The organism is Neorhizobium sp. S3-V5DH (assembly GCF_004343065.1).
Classification (GTDB): domain Bacteria; phylum Pseudomonadota; class Alphaproteobacteria; order Rhizobiales; family Rhizobiaceae; genus Neorhizobium; species Neorhizobium huautlense.
The window spans coordinates 475664-493374 of record NZ_SMCL01000001.1; the positions used below are offsets into that span (position 1 = coordinate 475664).

Sequence of the window (17711 nt, forward strand, 5' to 3'; positions counted from 1 at the left end):
GCGGCGAGATGGACATAGAAGTGATGGACCCCGATAGCGGCGCGAAGACGCCGGAAGGCGGGGCGTCGGCAGCGCGCGGAGAGGAAAGATCCTCTCGGCGCCGAAAGGCGAAACGACGCGGCAAAAGCCGCGACGTGGCGTCGTTCGCACCCTTGGGTTCGGCTGATTCTGCCGGCCCTGCCGCACGTTCCCATATCCAGGAGCCCGGTCAACCGGCCCGCAAGCGCAAGCGTCGACGTGGGAAATCCGGTGGCGCCCAGCAGGCGGCACCGGCGGTAAGCGACGTTGCAGCGGTGGAATCCGTTCGCCCGAGTGAGACCTTGGCGCCTTCCGGAAAGTCGCGCCATCGGCGGAAGAAGAATCGCGGCGGCCGCGGTCTGCAGGGCCGGCCGCTGGCGCCGGCCAAGACGCAGCCGAACGTCGCAAAAGTCGTGCCGCCCGCGCCGGCGCCCGGCAAGGAGGGCCGCAACAGGAGTGGCGGTGATGCGTCGGCTTTCGATCCGCGGGGAGACAGGTTTCCCTTCGTCAACGATCTTTATGCAGCACTGGATCTCGGCACCAACAATTGCCGTCTGCTGATCGCGCAGCCCACCCGCCCCGGACAGTTTCGGGTCGTCGACGCCTTTTCGCGTATCGTACGCCTGGGCGAGGGGCTTGCAGCGAGCCGAAGGCTCTCGGCGGAGGCGATGGATCGTGCGGTCGAAGCGTTGCGCATCTGCGCTGCCAAGCTTGCCAACAAACCGATCCGCCGCATGCGGCTGATTGCGACGGAAGCCTGCCGCGCCGCCGAGAACGGTGAAGAATTTCTTGACCGCGTTATCTCGGAAACGGGCTTGGAACTGGAGATCATCGACCGCGAAACGGAGGCGCGGCTCGCAGTGTCGGGCTGTGCGTCGCTGGTTGGCCGCGAAGCCCGTTCCGTGGTGTTGTTCGATATCGGCGGCGGTTCTTCGGAAATCGCGGTCATCCGCATCGGCGAAAATCGGTCCAGCCGGCTTGCCAACCACATTACCCATTGGACATCACTGCCGGTTGGCGTGGTGACGCTGTCGGAGCGCCACGGCGGGCGTAATGTCACGCCGGAGGTTTTCTCCGCCATGGTGGCGGAAGTCGAGGGCATGCTGGCGGATTTTTACTGCCCGCCGCTCGAAGCCGTCCGGCGTCACGGCGCAGAGGACTTCCATCTGATAGGCACGTCCGGAACGGTGACCACGCTCGCTGGCGTCCATCTCGATCTGCCGCGCTACGATCGCCGCAAGGTCGACGGCCTTTGGCTGACCGATGCCGAAGTAAGCGCCATGCAGGCGAAGCTGCTCTCGTGGGATTTTGCCGGCCGCGCGGCCAATCCGTGCATCGGGCCGGACCGAGCGGATCTGGTGCTTGCCGGTTGCGCCATCCTGGAAGCGATCCGCCGCCGTTGGCCGAGCCCGCGGATGCGGGTGGCGGACCGGGGGCTCCGCGAAGGGCTGTTGACGGATATGATGGCGGACGACGGCGTGTGGCGCCGTGCGCGCCAGCGCCGGCCGGCAACCGGCGGACAGTAACAACCAGGAGCAGGGCGATGGCGAAACCACCGGTGGGCGGCAATCGTACGGGCCGCAAGCTCGGCCAGAAAGTCAAGAAGGGCAAGCTGAAGGCGTCTTCGCGCCGCTGGCTGGAGCGCCATATCAACGATCCCTACGTACAGCGCGCCAAGCTGGAAGGGTATCGTGCCCGCGCCGCCTTCAAGCTTCTTGAGATCGACGAGAAACATCACATCCTGAAAGGCGCCCGCCGCATCATCGACCTCGGCGCTGCCCCAGGAAGCTGGTCGCAGATTGCCGCGAAGGTGACCGATTCCACCGACGAGGATATTCGCGTCGCAGCGATCGATTTTCTGGAGATGGCGCCGCTGCCGGGCGTGAAATTCCTGCAGCTCGACTTCCTGGATCCTGAGGCGCCGCAGCTGCTCATCGAAGCGGTCGGGGGGACGCCCGATCTGGTGATTTCGGACATGGCAGCGCCGACAACCGGCCACCAGAGGACGGATCACCTGCGCACCATGCATCTCTGCGAAGTCGCGGCCCATTTTGCGGTCGAGGTCTTGGGCGAAGGCGGTCACTTCCTTGCCAAGACCTTCCAAGGGGGGACCGAACGGGACCTGCTCAACATGCTGAAGCAGAATTTCCGGCAGGTCATCCATGTCAAGCCGGGTGCGTCGCGCTCGGAATCGGTGGAAATGTTCCTGCTGGCCAAACACTTCAAGGGTCGCAGAGCCGAACCCGCGGCGATCGAAGCCGAAGCCGGAACCGAAGCCTGATCATTCCCCCGCTTCCGGCTGGATTCTGCCGCCACGATGGCCGGAAACCGCTGCTCCCGCCATCGGGTCGAGCGTCAGCAACGGACCAATGGCGAAGAGCGAAAGAGCGGCCACCACGAAGAAAGCAAGGTGGAAATCGGCAAGCCCGAGAGACGTCCCTGAAAAGGCCGCCGAGACTTCGAGGATGAAGGCGGCGAAAGCGACGCCGAGAGCCATGCTGACCTGTTGTAGCACCGAGGCGATCGACGTTGCCTGGCTGGCCTGCTCGTCGCTGATTTCCGAATAGCTGAGTGCGTTCGAGCCGGTGAAGAAGAAGGAGCGGCAAAGGCCGGACGCCACCAGGAAGGCGACGATCAGCGCATGGGATGTTTCCGGCGTGAAGAACCCGTTCGCCGCCGTGGTGGCGGCCCCAAGGACGCCGGCGATGAGAAGGGTGACCTTGAAGCCTGTTGCCGCAAAGACACGCCGCGCCACGAACTTGACGGTGAGCGCTCCGAGAGCGCCCGCAAAGGTGATCAGGCCGGATTGGAACGGGTTGAGCCCGAAGCCAAGCTGCAGCATCAGCGGCATCAGAAAGGGAATGGCGCCGGTTGATATGCGGAAGAGCGTGCCGCTCGAGGTGGCGGCTCGGAAAGCGTCGTTCCTGAAGATCGAGAGATTGAGGATCGGCGAGGGGTGTCGCCGCGCGTGGCGAAGGTAGATGAGGCCGGCAGCAACGCCGATCGCGGTTGAGGAGATGCCGACCGCGGGCGGCAGCGCAGGCAGGCCGACCACCGAAAGCCCGAAGACCGTTCCCGCCGCCGCGACGGAAGTCAGTAGGAAGCCGATCCAGTCGATCGAGGGCGGATTGGTCGTCTCTATCTCCGGCAGGAAAATGCTTGAAAGGTAGATGCCGAGCAGGCCCACCGGTACATTGATGATGAAAATCCAGTGCCAGGAGAAATAGGTGGTGATGAAGCCGCCAATCGGAGGACCGGTCAACGGCCCGATAAGGGCGGGGATGGTCAACAGCGCCATGGCCGACACGAGTTCGCTGCGTTTCGTAGTGCGCAGGAGAACGAGGCGACCGACCGGGGTCATCATCGCGCCGCCCATGCCTTGCAGGAATCGCGACAGTACAAATTCGATCAGCGAGGACGAGATTGCACAGAAGATCGAACCGATAACGAAGACCAGGATTGCCAGTCGAAAGATCTTCTTGGCGCCGAACCGGTCTGCCATCCAGCCGCTGATGGGAATGAAAACCGCGAGCGCAACCATATAGGAGGTCAGTGCGAGCTTCAGCGTGATCGGCCCGACATTAAGGTCGGCGGCGATCGCCGGAAGCGCCGTGGCGATAACGGTCGAATCCATCTGCTCCATGAAAAGAGCAACGGCGAGAATAAGCGGAATGACGCGATTCATGTCGGCCTGCGGTGCGCGGAACGGCTTTCCTGTAAACCTCAAAACCGTTTCTGCCAATTATCGAATCTCACCTTTTTCCTCTTTGGGTCACGTCTGCGTGAGATGCGATTTTCTTGTCCCTGAGCTTGGTTATGTTCCAGGTCGCCGCGGGCTCGATGCCGGGTTTTGGGCAAGTCATAGGGAGCTGAAGAATGACGTCGATTAAAATTGACAGGCGGACACTGCTTGGAACGGCAGGCCTCGGGATTATTGCCTCGCCCGCTATCATCAGTGGCAGGGCTTTGGCGCAGGAGAGCAAACCGCAGGCTATCGACCGCGTGACGCCGCCCGATATCCATAAATTCAAGGTCGGTGGTTTTCAGGTCCTCGTCGTCAAAGACGGCGCCCGCCCTTCCGCAAACCCGCAGGAAATCTTCGGCACGAACCAATCCGCAGAAGCAGTCGGAACTTTGCTGAACGACAATTTTCTGCCCGCCGACAAGTTCGTGAACAGCTTTTCGCCGACACTTGTCGATACGGGCAGCGAGGTCATCCTCTTCGATACCGGCCTCGGCAAGGCGGCCCGCGCTCAGGGTGGCGGGCGACTGATCGAAGGATTGGCCGCCGCCGGATATATGCCCGAGGATATCTCCATTGTTGTCATCACCCACATGCATGGCGACCACATCGGCGGCATCATGGAGGACGGAAAACCCGCCTTCCCGAAGGCGCGTTATGTGGCCGGCGAGACCGAATACAACTTCTGGAGCGATGCCGCGCGCGCGGGAACGCCCACCGAAGGAAATCACAAGGCCGTGCTCGCGAACGTAAAGCCGCATGCGGAGAAGATGACGTTCCTGAAGGACGGCGGCGACGTCGTATCCGGGATAACCGCGATGATGGCTCCTGGCCACACGCCCGGCCATCTGGTCTTCAATATCGAGTCGGAGGGCAAGCGGCTCGTTTTGACGGCCGACACCGCCAATCACTACATTCTTTCACTAGAGCGCCCGGAGTGGGAAGTCCGTTTCGACATGGACAAGGCCCAAGCTGCCGCGACCAGAAAGAAAGTCTACGACATGATCGCGACCGACAAGGTCGCTTTCCTAGGCTATCACATGCCGTTCCCCGCCGTGGGTTTCGTGGAGAGGCAGGAAACCGGTTATCGCTTCGTGCCGAAGAGCTATCAGTTCGATATCTGACGTCATCGAAAGCTTTGGAAAAACCCGGCATAATGGCTTGTCGGGTTTTTGCTATTCCCTTCCTGTCATGAACGTGTTACCAGCCCTCGCCAACTTCCAAGCAACTCTTGCAAGACCGCCCGGGCGGAGATCACGTTCCGGAGCATGATCTGCATTTTCTGATCGAGGAATTGGCCATGGCACGCATCATTGAAACGGCAACCGGCGCGGATGCGCTTACCTTTGACGACGTGCTGCTGCAGCCCGGCCATTCCGAAGTCCTGCCAGGCCAGACCAACATCTCGACGACCATCGCGCAGGATATCGACCTCAACCTGCCGATCCTGTCGTCAGCCATGGATACGGTGACCGAAAGCCGTCTGGCCATCGCAATGGCTCAGGCGGGCGGCATCGGTGTCATCCATCGCAACTTGACCCCCGTCGAGCAGGCGGAGGAAGTCCGTCAGGTCAAGAAATTCGAAAGCGGCATGGTCGTCAATCCCGTGACGATCGGTCCGGATGCGACGCTCGCGGAAGCGCTGTCGCTTATGAAATCACACGGCATTTCCGGCATCCCCGTTGTCGAGAATGGTGGTTCCGGTGGACATACGACCGGCCGGCTTGTCGGCATCCTGACCAATCGCGATGTTCGTTTTGCCTCCGATCCGAGCCAGCGCATCTATGAGCTGATGACGCGGGAAAACCTCATCACGGTCAAGGAAAGCGTCGACCAGGCTGAAGCCAAGCGTCTACTTCACACACACCGCATCGAGAAGCTTGTGGTTATCGATGGCGATGGCCGTTGCGTCGGCCTCATCACCGTCAAGGACATCGAAAAGTCGCAGCTCAATCCGAACGCGTCCAAGGACGCGCAGGGTCGGCTTCGCGCCGCCGCCGCGATCAGCGTCGGCGACGACGGATACGAGCGCGCCGAACGCCTCATCGATGCCGGTATCGACCTGTTGGTCGTCGACACCGCGCACGGTCATTCGCAGCGCGTTCTTGATGCGGTCACGCGGGTTAAGAAGCTCTCCAATTCGGTCCGCATCATGGCCGGCAATGTCGCGACTGCCGACGGTACCCTCGCGCTGATCGATGCCGGTGCGGACGCAGTCAAGGTAGGCATCGGTCCCGGCTCGATCTGCACGACCCGCATCGTGGCCGGTGTCGGCGTACCGCAGCTCGCGGCGATCATGGCGGCGGTTGATGCTGCCCGTACGCGAAACATCCCGGTCATTGCCGACGGCGGCATCAAGTTTTCCGGTGATCTTGCCAAGGCAATTGCCGCCGGTGCATCGGCGGTGATGGTCGGCTCCCTGCTTGCGGGTACCGACGAAAGCCCGGGTGAGGTCTATCTCTACCAAGGCCGCTCGTTCAAGGCCTATCGCGGCATGGGCTCGGTGGGCGCCATGGCTCGTGGTTCTGCCGACCGCTATTTTCAGGCGGAGGTGCGCGATACCTTGAAGCTTGTGCCGGAAGGCATCGAAGGCCAGGTGCCGTACAAGGGGCCGGTTTCGGGTGTGCTGCATCAGCTTGGCGGCGGCCTCAAGGCCGCCATGGGCTATGTCGGCGGCGCGACGCTCAAGGAATTCCAGGAGCGCGCCACCTTCGTACGCATCTCCGGTGCCGGCCTCCGCGAGAGCCATGCTCACGACGTGACCATTACCCGAGAAAGCCCCAATTATCCGGGTGCCGGGGCTTGATAGCCAACAGCCAGGACATTTTGTTCACCTGAATGACTTCAACGGCGCCGCTGCTGGCGCCGTTGACACTTGCAGGACGGGCCTTACAAGTTCGCTGGATCGTTTCGGATTGGGGGGAATATGCTGTCGAACGCCACGCTCTGGCCGATGATCGCGCACGCGGCGCTTGTCTTCCTTCTCTATTGGCTGCTGTCAAAAAGACGGTTTGCTGCTGTCCGTTCCGGCAGCGCGCAAGCCGCACAGTTTCGGGAAAATCGCGAGGAACCACCTGCAAGCCTGCTGGTCCACAACAATCTCAGGAACCAGTTCGAGCTCCCGGTCCTGTTCCACACTGTCTCCTTCGCGCTCTATATCTCGACCGCGGATAACTGGGCGACGGTCGCCTTGGCCTGGATCTTCGTTCTGTCGCGGTATGCCCACTCCTACATACACATCACCAGCAATCGTCTTCGGCATCGCCGTCCCTTGTTCATTACCGGGTTCCTGTCTTTAGTTGGGATGTGGACGTGGCTCGCCATATGGCTGGCGTTAGCCTAAAGGGCTCCGCCCGTCGTCATTCTCACGAACAAGTGTAGTCGTCGGCCCGCTTTTCACGGACTGTTTCATCTTCAAGGAGCGCTTGCGGCGTTAGATTTCCGCCCTGCCAAAAAGCCAGGAGGAGAGAGATATGGACAACGAAACGCCGAAGATCACGCAGGCGATGATCAATGCCTATGACGAATATACCCACCTCACCCTCGACCGCCGCCGCTTCATGGAGAAGCTGACGCAGCTTGCAGGGTCGGGTGCCGCGGCGGCGGCGATCGCACCGATGCTTGCGGCCAACGGCGCCAAAGCCGAAATCGTTCCCGCCGATGACGACCGCCTAACGGCGGAGGACGTGACTTATCCAGGCGCAAACGGCGTCACGATGAAGGGATATCTTGTCCGGCCCAAAAGCGCTTCGGGGGCTCCGGGCGGTGTCATCGTCATCCATGAAAATCGTGGGCTCAACAATCACATCAGGGACGTAGCTCGCCGCATGGCGCTCGAAGGCTTCAACGCCCTGGCGGTCGATTTTCTGTCCCCGAGTGGCGGCACGCCTGAAGACGAGGAAAAGGCCCGTCAAATGTTCTCGTCGCTCAATCCCGGCGAGGTTGCGGCGAACGCCGAGGCGAGCAGGGTCTATCTCGCCGGCATCAGCGGCGCGAATGGCAAGGTTGGTGCGGTCGGCTTCTGCTGGGGTGGTGGCGCGGTGAACAATTTCGCGGTGAAGTCACCGGATCTCAATGCCGGTGTTGCCTATTATGGTTCGCAGCCGAAGCCGGAAGACGTTCCGGCGATCAAGGCACCTCTGATGCTGCACTATGGCGGGCTGGATGAGCGCATCAACGCAGGCATTCCCGCCTTTAAGGAAGCTCTCGAAAAGAACGGCAAGACCTTCGAGATCTTTGTGTATGAGGGTGCGAACCACGCCTTCAACAACGATACGTCCTCGGCCCGATATGACAAGGCTGCCGCTGATCTCGCCTGGAGCCGAACTGTCGCTTTCTTCAAGAAGAACCTGGCTTAAGCGGCGTTTGCGGGGACGCAGGCGGTAATGGCTTGCGCAAGAGCGGCCATGTCTTCGGCACGGCCGCTCGATTTCCGCCAGATGAGGCCAATCTCGCGCGATGGCGCAGGATCGGCGAACGGTATGATTCTAAGATCGTTGCGTGCGGTCTCGGTGGGTATCGCCATTTCGGGAATGAGCGTCGTGCCCATGTCGTGCGACACCATCTGCAAGAGCGTTGTCATGGATGTCGCGCCGAAATTGACGAGGCTCCGTTTGCCCGCCGTGCCGCAGACGGCAAGCGCCTGATCGCGCAGGCAGTGTCCTTCTTCAAGGAGCAGGAGCCGGTCGACGTCCACCTGGTTTTCCGTCAGCGGCGACATCAGCACGTCCCGGTCATTGTTTGCCATTGCCATGAAGAAGCGGTCGGAAAACAACGGTTGGACCTCGACATTGTCCGCCTCGATCGGAAGGGCCGCGATGACCGTGTCCAGCCGTCCATCGAGAAGATCCGTCACCAAGCGGTCGGTAACGGCTTCCCTCAACTCGATTTCGATGTCGGGATGATCCCGCCGCAGATGCGGCACCAGCCGGGGGACGAGATAGGGAGCGACCGTCGGGATGATGCCGATCCGCACGAGACCATGCAGTATGCCGCCGTCTTCACGGACCGCATCCTCCAGACGTTCCACCTCCGCCAGGATTGTCTGGACGCGCCGCAGCGCCTCCATTCCCTTGCGGGTCAGGAGAACGCCGGAACGGTTGCGTTCGACGAGCTTGCAGCCAAGTTGCTCTTCCATTTCGATAATCTGTGCAGACAGCGCGGGCTGGCTGACATGCACCTGGGCGGCAGCCTTTCCGAAATGGCGCGTGGAGGCGAGCGCGTCGAAGTATCGCATCTGTCGAAGGGTAAGCACGATAAGATTTTCCAATCGCATTGAGCATCAAATACGATTGGAAATTATCAATGGCAGGTGGGATGTTCAACCGGGGAATCTTCGAAAGGTTCCATAGTTTTCAGTAGGGAGATAACGATGACCGATCGTCCGATTTTGACGACGACTGCCGGTTCGCCGGTGCCGGACAACCAGAACTCGATGACCGCCGGCCCGCGCGGCGGGTTGATGCTGCAAGATTACCAATTGATCGAAAAGCTGGCTCATCAGAACCGCGAGCGCATCCCGGAACGCGTCGTACACGCCAAGGGTTGGGGCGCCTACGGTACCCTCTCCATCACCGGCGATATCTCCAGATACACCAAAGCGAAGTGTCTGCAGCCCGGCGCGGTTACTCCGATGCTCGCCCGCTTCTCGACCGTAGCCGGTGAAATGGGAGCGGCCGACCACGAGCGCGATGTTCGCGGCTTTGCATTGAAATTCTACACTCAGGACGGCAATTGGGATCTGGTCGGCAACAATACGCCGGTCTTCTTCATCCGTGACCCCTACAAGTTCCCCGACTTCATCCACACGCAGAAGCGTCATCCGAAGACCAACCTGCGCTCCGCGACCGCCATGTGGGATTTCTGGTCGCTGTCGCCAGAAGCCCTCCATCAGGTCACCATCCTGATGTCCGACCGCGGCCTGCCGCAGACGCCGATGAATATGAACGGCTACGGCTCGCACACCTATTCCTTCTGGAACGATGCGGGTGAGCGCTTCTGGGTCAAGTTCCACTTCAAGACCCAGCAGGGCCACAAGCACTTTACGAACGAGGAAGGCGAGACGGTTATCGGCAAGACCCGCGAGGGTTATCAGGAAGCCCTCTTCGGGACGATCGAAAAGGGCGAGTTCCCGAAGTGGAAGGTCCAGGTCCAGATCATGACCGAAGCCCAGGCGGAGGCGACGTCTTACAATCCGTTCGATCTGACCAAGGTCTGGCCGCATGCGGAATTTCCGCCGGTAGACATCGGCGTCATGGAGCTGAATCGCAACCCCGAAAACTATTTCGCCGAGATCGAGCAGGCCGCCTTCTCGCCGTCGAATATCGTACCTGGCATCGGCCATTCGCCGGACAAAGTGCTTCAGGCGCGCGTCTTCTCCTATGCGGACGCTCACCGCTACCGCCTCGGCACTCACTACGAGCATATTCCGGTCAACCAGCCGAAATGCCCGGTCCATCACTATCATCGCGATGGCCAGATGAATACCTATGGCGGTCTGCTGTCCGGCAATCCGGATGCCTATTACGAGCCAAATTCGGTCAATGGGCCGATCGAGCAGCCGTCGGCCAAGGAGCCGCCGCTGAAGATCGAAGGCGAGATGGGCCGCTATAATCATCGTGAAGGCAACGATGATTATTCGCAGCCGCGCGCGCTCTTTAACCTGTTCGACGCGGATCAGAAGGCTCGCCTGTTTTCCAATATCGGAGCTGCGATGGGCGGAGTACCTGGCGAGATCATCGAGCGCCAGCTCGCCCACTTCAAGCTGATCCATCCGGACTACGAGGCAGGCGTCCGCGCAGCGCTCGAAAAGCAGCATGGCTACAAGGTCGATACGATCAGCGCGACGCCGACCGCTGCCGAGTAATACGGTGAAGCTTTGAAATAAAAAGCCGGGGTCTTGCCCCGGCTTTCAAGCCCGATGATTTTACCAACCGGGCATGACTTGAGCGGCGCGGCTTCGTCCAATGCGCTGAAAGGCTTTTACCTCGCCATCCAGGTCGTCGGGAATGACGGTGGGCGAAATGTTGTCGAGGCAGGCGGTGATGTGATCGGTGATGGCGTTCATCAGCGAGGGCGACAGGCCCGGGCGCTTCATGAGCCCGATCTGCACCGGTGGCAGCGGCGGGAAACCGTCGGATGCCGTAAGCACCTTCATTCCCGTCCGTAACGCCGATTCCGGCAGTACCGAAACCGCCATGCCCGCCAGCACCGCAGCCGCGACCACGGTCGAAGACCAGCTTGTGAACAGAACCTGATATTCCCGCCCATCGGCGTCAAGCGCGGAGCAGGCAAGCTGCCGCCACAGGCAGTCGCGCCGGCCGACTGCAAGCGGTACCGGCGCATCGTCCTTCAATGGATGGTTGGCCGAACCGACCCAGCAGAGTGGCTCAGTCCGCACCACGTCGGAAATCCGCTGGCGGGGATTGTGGGTGACAAGCGCAATGTCGAGTTCGCCACGCGCCATCTTTTCCGCGAGGCTCGCGGAGTTCTCGCACACGATATAGAGCTCGACGTTTGGATGGGTCTTTGCAAAGCGGCCGATGATCTCCGGCATGTACCGGTCCGCATAATCGTCCGGTGTACCGATGCGAAGCGTTCCTTCAAGCCGGTTGTCGTCGAAGGCTGCGATCGCCTCGTTGTTCAGTCGGATGATACGCCGCGCATAATTCAACAGCTTTTCGCCTTCGGCGGTTAGCCGGTTGCCACGGCCATCCTTGGCAAAAAGCTGCTTGCCGATCCTTTCCTCGAGCCGGCGCATCTGCATGGAGACCGCCGACTGAGTCTTGAAGACCCGGTCTGCAGCCTTGGTGAAGCTGCCGGTATCCACGATCGCGAGGAAGGTATGCAATTGGTCGATGTCGAGTGGAGCAGACATGGCGATGATCCATCAGAAGGTTTGATGCTAATCATTAGGAACATTCGTTGGACTGATCAATAGATTTTCAGCATAACGAGATCGCAAATCAAGTTCGACGGGCCGCCTTCTCCCTGAGGCGCCCAACCAGGCAGCCCTTCCGCGGACCTCCACGGAAGGGACGGCCTTTCTCGTGCCTGCGAAAGGATAAACCGATGAGCACGACCGACTGCGGAACTGAACTCGACCTCCTTCATGGAACGAGGGCCACGAAAGGCCGCTCGACGGGTCTGGTGCAGCGAACGAAATCCGTATGGCGTGCTTTTCGCAATCGTCTGGCAGCCAACGGCCTCCATGATCTCGACGACAGGCAGCTCAATGACATCGGGATTACCCGACATGATCTGGTGAAGGCCCTGGACCGTTCCAGCGTTCTGGACGATCCGTCGCTTCTTCTGTCGCGCGCGGCTCGCGAGAGGGCTCGTACACGCTTTGCAAGGCCGGCCAATCGCTGACTTTACCGTTTTCCCCGCAGGGTGATAGCCAATAGCCCTGCCTCTTGCCCGGCCGGTCGATCCGCGCCGGGCTTTTTTTATTTGGCAGGTTTCGTCTCGGGCGGAACAGGAGCCGGCTCGCCTTTGTCACTGGAAGCGCTGCGCAGATAGTTGTCGAAGATCGCTTCCATGCTCTTCTGATAGTTCTTCTGCACCTCAAGACCGCTGTCGAACATATTGTTCAGAACGTCGCGATACGGGTTTGCTTCCGACGCCGGTTTTTCGCCGGGCTTTTCCGGTGAAGGTGCCGCTTGCCCGCTGAAGTTGCCGGCCATCATATCCTGAAAGGCCTTGGCGAACGGATTGTCCGTAAACGGATTGCCGCTCGCCGGCTGCGGCTGTTCCGCCTTGTCCAGTCCCCACATCGAGCGCATCGCCTGCGTGAAGGGGTTGTCGAACGGATTTGCGGCCTGCTGTGGCGCAGCCTTCGGCTGCAACCCCATGCCTTCCAGCCATTGCTGCGTCATCTGGCCCATTGGCGAGGCGGAAAAGGCGTCGCTTGCGCCGGAGATCTGCCCGGTCATCTGCTTGAAGAGCCCGCCCATCAGCGTGTCGGCCATAACCGGCATCATTTTCTTGAATATTTCCTGGCCGATGCCGGTGAACTGTTCCGCCTGCTGGGCAATGGCGCGAGAGACTTCTTTGGAGCCGAACAGTTTTTCGAGCACCGCATTGCCGTCCGTCAGGCCTTGCGGCGTAAAAGCCTTCGTCATGTCCTCGAAATATTTTGCATAGGCGCCGGAGAACATGCTGCTCATGAGAGCGCTGAAGTCATAGGGATTGCTGGTGGTGCGCTTGAGGCCGGAGGAAAAGGCCGGCATCAGAGCCGCCATGGCCTGGGTCGCCTGTTCCTGCGCCAGGTTGAACTGCTTGGCGATGGCCTCTATGCCTGCGCCGTTCTGAGCTCTCAGCATCATATCGAACAGTGGCACCATGGACCAATCCTTTCCGGCTTGCGTGTGACGACACTATATCCGGAAAGTGATTGACGGAAACCGATTTTTAGAACCGGTTCGATTTCCTAATACTGATATTCCTCGAACACCGGTTCCACGGAGCCGTTCCACCGGCCATGATAGAGTGCGAGCATGTCTTCCGCCATGGTTGTCTTCTTGGCGAGTACCTCATCGAGCGGCTGCAGGAAAATGCTTTCGTCCTGACCTTCGCCATTCAGGCGGTTTCGCGCTTTCAGGCCGGCCTTGGAAATCGCCACCGCGTCGCGGGCGACATCCAGCACGCCCTTGCCGCGGATCTCGGCCTTCAAGCCTTTCGCCGGCACCGCATTCCGCATGGCGACGACATCCTCGAACGTCCAATCCTTGGTCAGCGCTTCGGCGTTGGCGAGCGCCGTATCGTCGTAAAGCAATCCGACCCAGAACGCGGGCAGGGCACAGATGCGCCGCCACGGTCCGCCGTCGGCGCCTCGCATTTCGAGAAAACGCTTCAGCCGGACATCCGGAAACAGGGTGGAGAGATGATTTGTCCAATCGCCGATCGTTGGCTCCCAGTCCTTGATCTCGCCCTTCAGCGCGCCGTTCATGAATTGGCGGAAGGTGACATGGGTGCAGTCGTGATATTTGCCGTCACGGACGACGAAATACATCGGCACGTCGAGCGCCCACTTCGCATAATCCTCGAATCCGAAATCCGAATTGAACACGAAGGGCAACACGCCGGAGCGCTGGTTGTCGGTGTCGCGCCAGATGTCGCCGCGCCAGGAGAGCAGGCCGTTCGGCTTGCCTTCGGTAAAGGGCGACGAGGCAAAAAGCGCGGTTGCGATAGACTGCAGCTTCATGGAGACCCGCATCTTGGCCGCCATGTCCTCTTCCGAGGAGAAGTCGAGGTTCACCTGGATCGTACAGGTGCGATACATCATGTCGAGACCCTGTGCGCCGACCTTCGGCATATAGCGCGTCATGATCTCGTAACGCGATTTCGGCATACGCGGAGTTTCGGCAAATGTCCATTTCGGGCTGCCGCCCATGCCGAGGAAGCGGATGCCCATCGGCTCCGCGATCTCCTTAAGGACAGCCAAGTGCCGGTTGGACTCCCTGCAGGTCTCGTGGATGGTCTCCAGCGGCGCACCGGAAAGTTCGAACTGTCCGCCGGGCTCGATGGAAATAGCGCCCATGCCGGACTGCTCGCCGAGCCCGATGATGTTCTCGCCATCCATGATCGGTTCCCAGCCGAGCTTTTCCTGCATGCCCTTGAGCAGCGCGGAGATGCTGGCATCGCCGAAATACGGGACCGGGCTGTTGTCCGCCCGGAAAAAGGCAAATTTCTCGTGCTCGGTTCCGATGCGGAATTGGTCCTTCGGCCGCGGCCCTTTCGCCAGGTAGGCGGAAAGCTCGGACACCGAAGAAAGCGGTGTCTGGTCGATGGTGTCACGCGCCATTGAAACTACCCTGTGCGGAATGCCTGATCTGGACGAATGTCCGGCTGATTGAACCGGATTGATGTGCGGTGCAAGTGAATTTCTTTCAAGATAGCTTCAGAATTTCACAGCCAGTGTGTCAACCGTGCAATCCTCGTTACCGCCAGTCGCCGATCGTCGCCTGGATGACCGCAAGGGCGGCGACTGCTGCCGTGTCCGCCCTGAGAATCCGCGGGCCGAGCGGGATGGCCGTGACGAAGGGGCGTTCGCGCAAGCTGCGCCTTTCTTCTTCGGAAAACCCGCCCTCCGGACCGATCAAAAGCGCCAGTTTCTTCTCTTGGACAGCCGAAAGCACCGGCAATGGATTTTGGCCCTCATCTCCTTCATCACAGAAGATGATGCGGCGATCCTCGGGCCATCGATCCAAGAGGTCGCCGAGCTTCTTCGGCAGCACGACCTCCGGCACCGACAATATGCCGCACTGCTCGGCCGCCTCGATGACGTTCGCCTGAAGCCGTTCCAGGCTGGTGATCTTGCCCTGCACATGCTGGGTCATGACCGGCTGCAGGAGCCCTGCGCCCATTTCCACCGCCTTCTGGACCAGGTAATCGAGCCTCCCGACCTTCAATGGTGCGAAGAGGTAATGGAGATCGGATGCCGCCGGTTGTGGTCGGGTCTGTTCAGCCGCTTCAAGCGCGATCTTCTTGCGGCTGGGGAAGGTGACTTTCACCCTCCATTCGCCGTCTCGACCATTGAAGGCCAGGATTTCCGCTCCTTCCGTCAGCCGCAATACATTGGCGAGGTAGTTGAACTGTTCTGCGGACACCTCATGCCGCTGTCCTAGGGCAAGCGGCGCGTCGATGAACAGTCTCTGCATCCGGAAATTGGCGCGCATGGATATCCCGTGTTAGACGAACAGGGCGAACATAGCCGTTGCGATCAGTGCTGCAAGAGCGGCAGCGGCCGGCAGCGTGATCAACCAGGCGGCGATGATGCTGAGAAAATGCGAACGGCGTACCAGATAGCGTCGTTTCAACTCGTCGTCGTTGCGTTCGAAGGGCTCGTCCACGTCGAGCTCCTTGCCGGCCCGAATGCGCATGTATTCGTAGCGGCGCTTTGAGTGGCTGGTGTACCATTCGCGAAAGAAGCCGACTCCGAACACCGCTCCGACCGCGATATGCGTCGAAGAAACGGGCAGGCCCAGCCAGGAAGCAACAATTACCGTCAGCGCGGTGGAGAGCGACACGCAATAGGCCCGCATCGGGTTCAGCTTGGTAATTTCGGCGCCCACGACCCTTACGAGTTTCGGGCCGTAGAGCAGCAGCCCGAGCGAAATCCCGAGGCCCCCGATGACCAGCTCCCAGAACGGCACATGGATATTCGCGGCAGCACCTTGCTGTGCCACCGAAACGATAGCCGCGAGCGGTCCGATGGCGTTCGAGACGTCATTGGCGCCGTGCGCAAACGAGAGCAGGGCAGCTGAGAAAACGAGCGGAATGCGGAACAGCTTGCGGAGCGACTGGTTGCGATTTTCAAGCCCTTCCGCCTGCCTTGCGATGATCGGGATAAGAAGCCGCCAGGCGACGAAGCCGGTCGCAAGCGTGATCGACGTCGCGACTGGCACCGACACATCCACGAGCTGCCCCAGCCCGACCAGGGAGAGGAAGCCCGCGAAAGCCCCGGTCATGACGCCGATGAGTACCGGCACCCACTTCTTCGCCGAGGCGATCTTGTCCGCCTGATAAATAATGGTTTCTTTGATGAGGGCGAGGAAGGCTGCCGCGATGACCGCACCAAGGATCGGCGAAAAGACCCAGCTTACGGTGATGCCGGCGATCGTCCCCCACTTGATGGTGGAAAGGCCTGCGGCCGCTATTCCGGCACCCATCACCCCGCCGACGATCGAATGTGTGGTGGAGATTGGTGCGCCGGACCAGGTCGCGACATTGATGAGGATGGCTGCGGCAAGCAGTGCCGCCATCATCGCCCAGACAAATATGTCCGCGCTGACCATCATGCCGCCCTGCATGATGCCGTTGGCAATGGTGTTGGCGACGCCTCGGCCGGCGATGACCGCGCCCGCAACCTCGAAAACCGCGGCAAGCCCGAGGCCGAAAGTCATCGTCATGGCTCGCGCGCCGACAGCCGCGCCGATATTGTTGGTTACGTCATTGGCGCCGATATTCATCGCCATATAGGCGGCGAGCCCGGAAGCGGCGATGACGAGGAAGGTGCCGGGCTGTCCGGTCACATAGGACGCTGCGAAGATGCCGACCAGGACAATGAAGAGAACCGCCGTTCCCGGCGCCGCAAACCGGCGCGACATCTGCCGTGCGGCTTCCTCCACGGAAGAGAATTTCTCCAAATCCTTGTCCAGCGTCGGCTTCGCCAGGCGCGGCCGTTTTTGGCCCATGTCTCCGTCCCTGAATGAAAAGCAAGCGGAGGATGGCGTCCGGCCATTTCCCGTCCTGCGGCGAAAATCGTGGCTTGTCGCTTAGTCGCAGAAAGTTGCGATGGCAATGTTGCCGAATTGCAAAGTGATCAGCTCGCAGCCTTGGTCGGTTGTGGGGGAATGTGCGGCTGCATTTTCTCCGCGAATTGGAGGAACAGGATTTTCAACTCCGGTTCGTTGACCCGCAGGGCCGCTTCCTCGCAGGATACCCATTCCAGTGTCCGGGACCCCTTTTCAGGGAAGCTCTTTAGGCAGTCGGTGACTTCCAGCGCATGCACTTGCACCCGAACCGGGATCTTCAGGCCGTTATCGAGCATCTTGCGGTAATGGTAAAAGCCCAAGGGCTCCTTCTCGACCTGACCTTTGACGCCGACTTCTTCGAAGGCCTCGCGTTCAGCAACCTGATGGGCCTTCTTGCCGGTCATCGGCCAGCCTTTGGGAATGACCCACCGGCCGGTGTCGCGGCTGGTGGCGACCAGAACTTCGAGCAGGCCCTGCTTCTTCTTGAACCGATAACACAGCGCTGCGTATTGCTGCCGCGGTGGCCGCCGCAACATCAACCGAAGATTGCTGCTTACCCGATCCATGAAGCCCAATTTCTGCCGTACCTCCGAGTGATTCGTATTTTACTAATATGGGAATTGCGTGAAGCTTAACGAGCCATCCACAACCATTTTTTAGAGAATCAGGCTGGACGAGCTCGCAGGAGCTATAAC

Annotated in this window: 16 protein-coding genes; 8 read left to right on the plus strand and 8 right to left on the minus strand. The window is 60.4% G+C overall.

The features are described 5' to 3' along the window. The first annotated feature begins 23 nt into the window (after positions 1–23). Together EDE09_RS02355 and EDE09_RS02360 are read left to right on the plus strand one after the other, a co-directional pair. On the plus strand, positions 24–1544 hold the full coding sequence (locus EDE09_RS02355; protein WP_245505056.1) for a Ppx/GppA phosphatase family protein: 1521 nt from the start codon (positions 24–26) through the stop codon (positions 1542–1544). 17 nt (positions 1545–1561) lie between these two features. Then, positions 1562–2299: an RlmE family RNA methyltransferase gene (locus tag EDE09_RS02360; RefSeq protein WP_105374074.1), complete on the plus strand. Its 738-nt coding sequence runs from the start codon at positions 1562–1564 to the stop codon at positions 2297–2299. Here the strand turns inward: EDE09_RS02360 and EDE09_RS02365 are convergent, their stop codons facing one another. Further along, complete coding sequence (locus tag EDE09_RS02365) at positions 2300–3703, minus strand: MFS transporter (RefSeq protein WP_112801676.1); 1404 nt, start codon at positions 3701–3703, stop codon at positions 2300–2302. A 191-nt stretch (positions 3704–3894) separates the two neighbouring features. On the opposite strand from EDE09_RS02365, the gene EDE09_RS02370 reads away from it, so the two are divergent. The 4 genes from EDE09_RS02370 to EDE09_RS02385 all read left to right on the plus strand — a co-directional run bounded on the left by EDE09_RS02370 (position 3895) and on the right by EDE09_RS02385 (position 8118). Beyond that, positions 3895–4884 (plus strand): MBL fold metallo-hydrolase, encoded by a 990-nt coding sequence (locus EDE09_RS02370; RefSeq protein ID WP_132408650.1) that lies wholly within the window; start codon positions 3895–3897, stop codon positions 4882–4884. Positions 4885–5060: 176 nt separating this feature from the next. Then, a complete protein-coding gene (gene guaB / locus EDE09_RS02375) occupies positions 5061–6566 on the plus strand; it encodes an IMP dehydrogenase (protein WP_105374145.1) in 1506 nt (501 codons plus the stop codon). A gap of 120 nt (positions 6567–6686) precedes the next feature. Further along, complete coding sequence (locus EDE09_RS02380; protein ID WP_112801368.1) at positions 6687–7103, plus strand: MAPEG family protein; 417 nt, start codon at positions 6687–6689, stop codon at positions 7101–7103. A gap of 130 nt (positions 7104–7233) precedes the next feature. Further along, entirely contained in the window at positions 7234–8118 is an 885-nt protein-coding gene (locus EDE09_RS02385) for a dienelactone hydrolase family protein (protein WP_112801370.1), read from the plus strand. Here EDE09_RS02385 and EDE09_RS02390 read toward each other — a convergent pair. After that, a complete protein-coding gene (locus EDE09_RS02390) occupies positions 8115–9014 on the minus strand; it encodes a hydrogen peroxide-inducible genes activator (protein WP_132408652.1) in 900 nt (299 codons plus the stop codon). The two genes, EDE09_RS02385 and EDE09_RS02390, sit on opposite strands and share 4 nt — an antisense overlap. A gap of 117 nt (positions 9015–9131) precedes the next feature. Between EDE09_RS02390 and katA the strand changes: the two genes are divergently transcribed. Then, the gene (gene katA / locus EDE09_RS02395) at positions 9132–10625 is read left to right on the plus strand and encodes a catalase KatA (RefSeq protein WP_132408654.1); all 1494 of its coding nucleotides are present in this window, start codon (positions 9132–9134) and stop codon (positions 10623–10625) included. 60 nt (positions 10626–10685) lie between these two features. Here katA and EDE09_RS02400 read toward each other — a convergent pair whose 3' ends face one another. Next, on the minus strand, positions 10686–11636 hold the full coding sequence (locus tag EDE09_RS02400) for a LysR substrate-binding domain-containing protein (protein ID WP_105374079.1): 951 nt from the start codon (positions 11634–11636) through the stop codon (positions 10686–10688). Between the two features lie 194 nt (positions 11637–11830). Between EDE09_RS02400 and EDE09_RS02405 the strand changes: the two genes are divergently transcribed. Beyond that, on the plus strand, positions 11831–12130 hold the full coding sequence (locus EDE09_RS02405) for a DUF1127 domain-containing protein (protein WP_105374080.1): 300 nt from the start codon (positions 11831–11833) through the stop codon (positions 12128–12130). 77 nt (positions 12131–12207) lie between these two features. On the opposite strand, the gene EDE09_RS02410 is transcribed toward EDE09_RS02405, so the two are convergent. From EDE09_RS02410 to EDE09_RS02430, 5 genes are all read right to left on the minus strand, one after another. After that, entirely contained in the window at positions 12208–13104 is an 897-nt protein-coding gene (locus tag EDE09_RS02410; protein ID WP_132408656.1) for a DUF937 domain-containing protein, read from the minus strand. Positions 13105–13190: 86 nt separating this feature from the next. Continuing rightward, positions 13191–14564: a glutamate--cysteine ligase gene (locus tag EDE09_RS02415; protein ID WP_132408658.1), complete on the minus strand. Its 1374-nt coding sequence runs from the start codon at positions 14562–14564 to the stop codon at positions 13191–13193. 136 nt (positions 14565–14700) lie between these two features. Further along, a complete protein-coding gene (locus EDE09_RS02420) occupies positions 14701–15438 on the minus strand; it encodes a 16S rRNA (uracil(1498)-N(3))-methyltransferase (protein WP_112801380.1) in 738 nt (245 codons plus the stop codon). A gap of 12 nt (positions 15439–15450) precedes the next feature. Continuing rightward, the gene (locus EDE09_RS02425; protein ID WP_112801382.1) at positions 15451–16956 is read right to left on the minus strand and encodes an inorganic phosphate transporter; all 1506 of its coding nucleotides are present in this window, start codon (positions 16954–16956) and stop codon (positions 15451–15453) included. Positions 16957–17084: 128 nt separating this feature from the next. Continuing rightward, positions 17085–17591, minus strand: coding sequence for an NUDIX hydrolase (locus EDE09_RS02430; RefSeq protein ID WP_132408660.1), 507 nt, complete (start codon positions 17589–17591; stop codon positions 17085–17087). Between the last annotated feature and the right edge of the window lie 120 nt (positions 17592–17711).

Bases quoted from the DNA above. Each gene is read 5' to 3' on its own strand.
- EDE09_RS02355 (WP_245505056.1), top strand. From the start codon at position 24: ATGGACCCCGATAGCGGCGCGAAGACGCCGGAAGGCGGGGCGTCGGCA.
- EDE09_RS02360 (WP_105374074.1), top strand. From the start codon at position 1,562: ATGGCGAAACCACCGGTGGGCGGCAATCGTACGGGCCGCAAGCTCGGC.
- EDE09_RS02365 (WP_112801676.1), bottom strand. From the start codon at position 3,703: ATGAATCGCGTCATTCCGCTTATTCTCGCCGTTGCTCTTTTCATGGAG.
- EDE09_RS02370 (WP_132408650.1), top strand. From the start codon at position 3,895: ATGACGTCGATTAAAATTGACAGGCGGACACTGCTTGGAACGGCAGGC.
- guaB (WP_105374145.1), top strand. From the start codon at position 5,061: ATGGCACGCATCATTGAAACGGCAACCGGCGCGGATGCGCTTACCTTT.
- EDE09_RS02380 (WP_112801368.1), top strand. From the start codon at position 6,687: ATGCTGTCGAACGCCACGCTCTGGCCGATGATCGCGCACGCGGCGCTT.
- EDE09_RS02385 (WP_112801370.1), top strand. From the start codon at position 7,234: ATGGACAACGAAACGCCGAAGATCACGCAGGCGATGATCAATGCCTAT.
- katA (WP_132408654.1), top strand. From the start codon at position 9,132: ATGACCGATCGTCCGATTTTGACGACGACTGCCGGTTCGCCGGTGCCG.
- EDE09_RS02400 (WP_105374079.1), bottom strand. From the start codon at position 11,636: ATGTCTGCTCCACTCGACATCGACCAATTGCATACCTTCCTCGCGATC.
- EDE09_RS02405 (WP_105374080.1), top strand. From the start codon at position 11,831: ATGAGCACGACCGACTGCGGAACTGAACTCGACCTCCTTCATGGAACG.
- EDE09_RS02410 (WP_132408656.1), bottom strand. From the start codon at position 13,104: ATGGTGCCACTGTTCGATATGATGCTGAGAGCTCAGAACGGCGCAGGC.
- EDE09_RS02415 (WP_132408658.1), bottom strand. From the start codon at position 14,564: ATGGCGCGTGACACCATCGACCAGACACCGCTTTCTTCGGTGTCCGAG.
- EDE09_RS02420 (WP_112801380.1), bottom strand. From the start codon at position 15,438: ATGCGCGCCAATTTCCGGATGCAGAGACTGTTCATCGACGCGCCGCTT.
- EDE09_RS02425 (WP_112801382.1), bottom strand. From the start codon at position 16,956: ATGGGCCAAAAACGGCCGCGCCTGGCGAAGCCGACGCTGGACAAGGAT.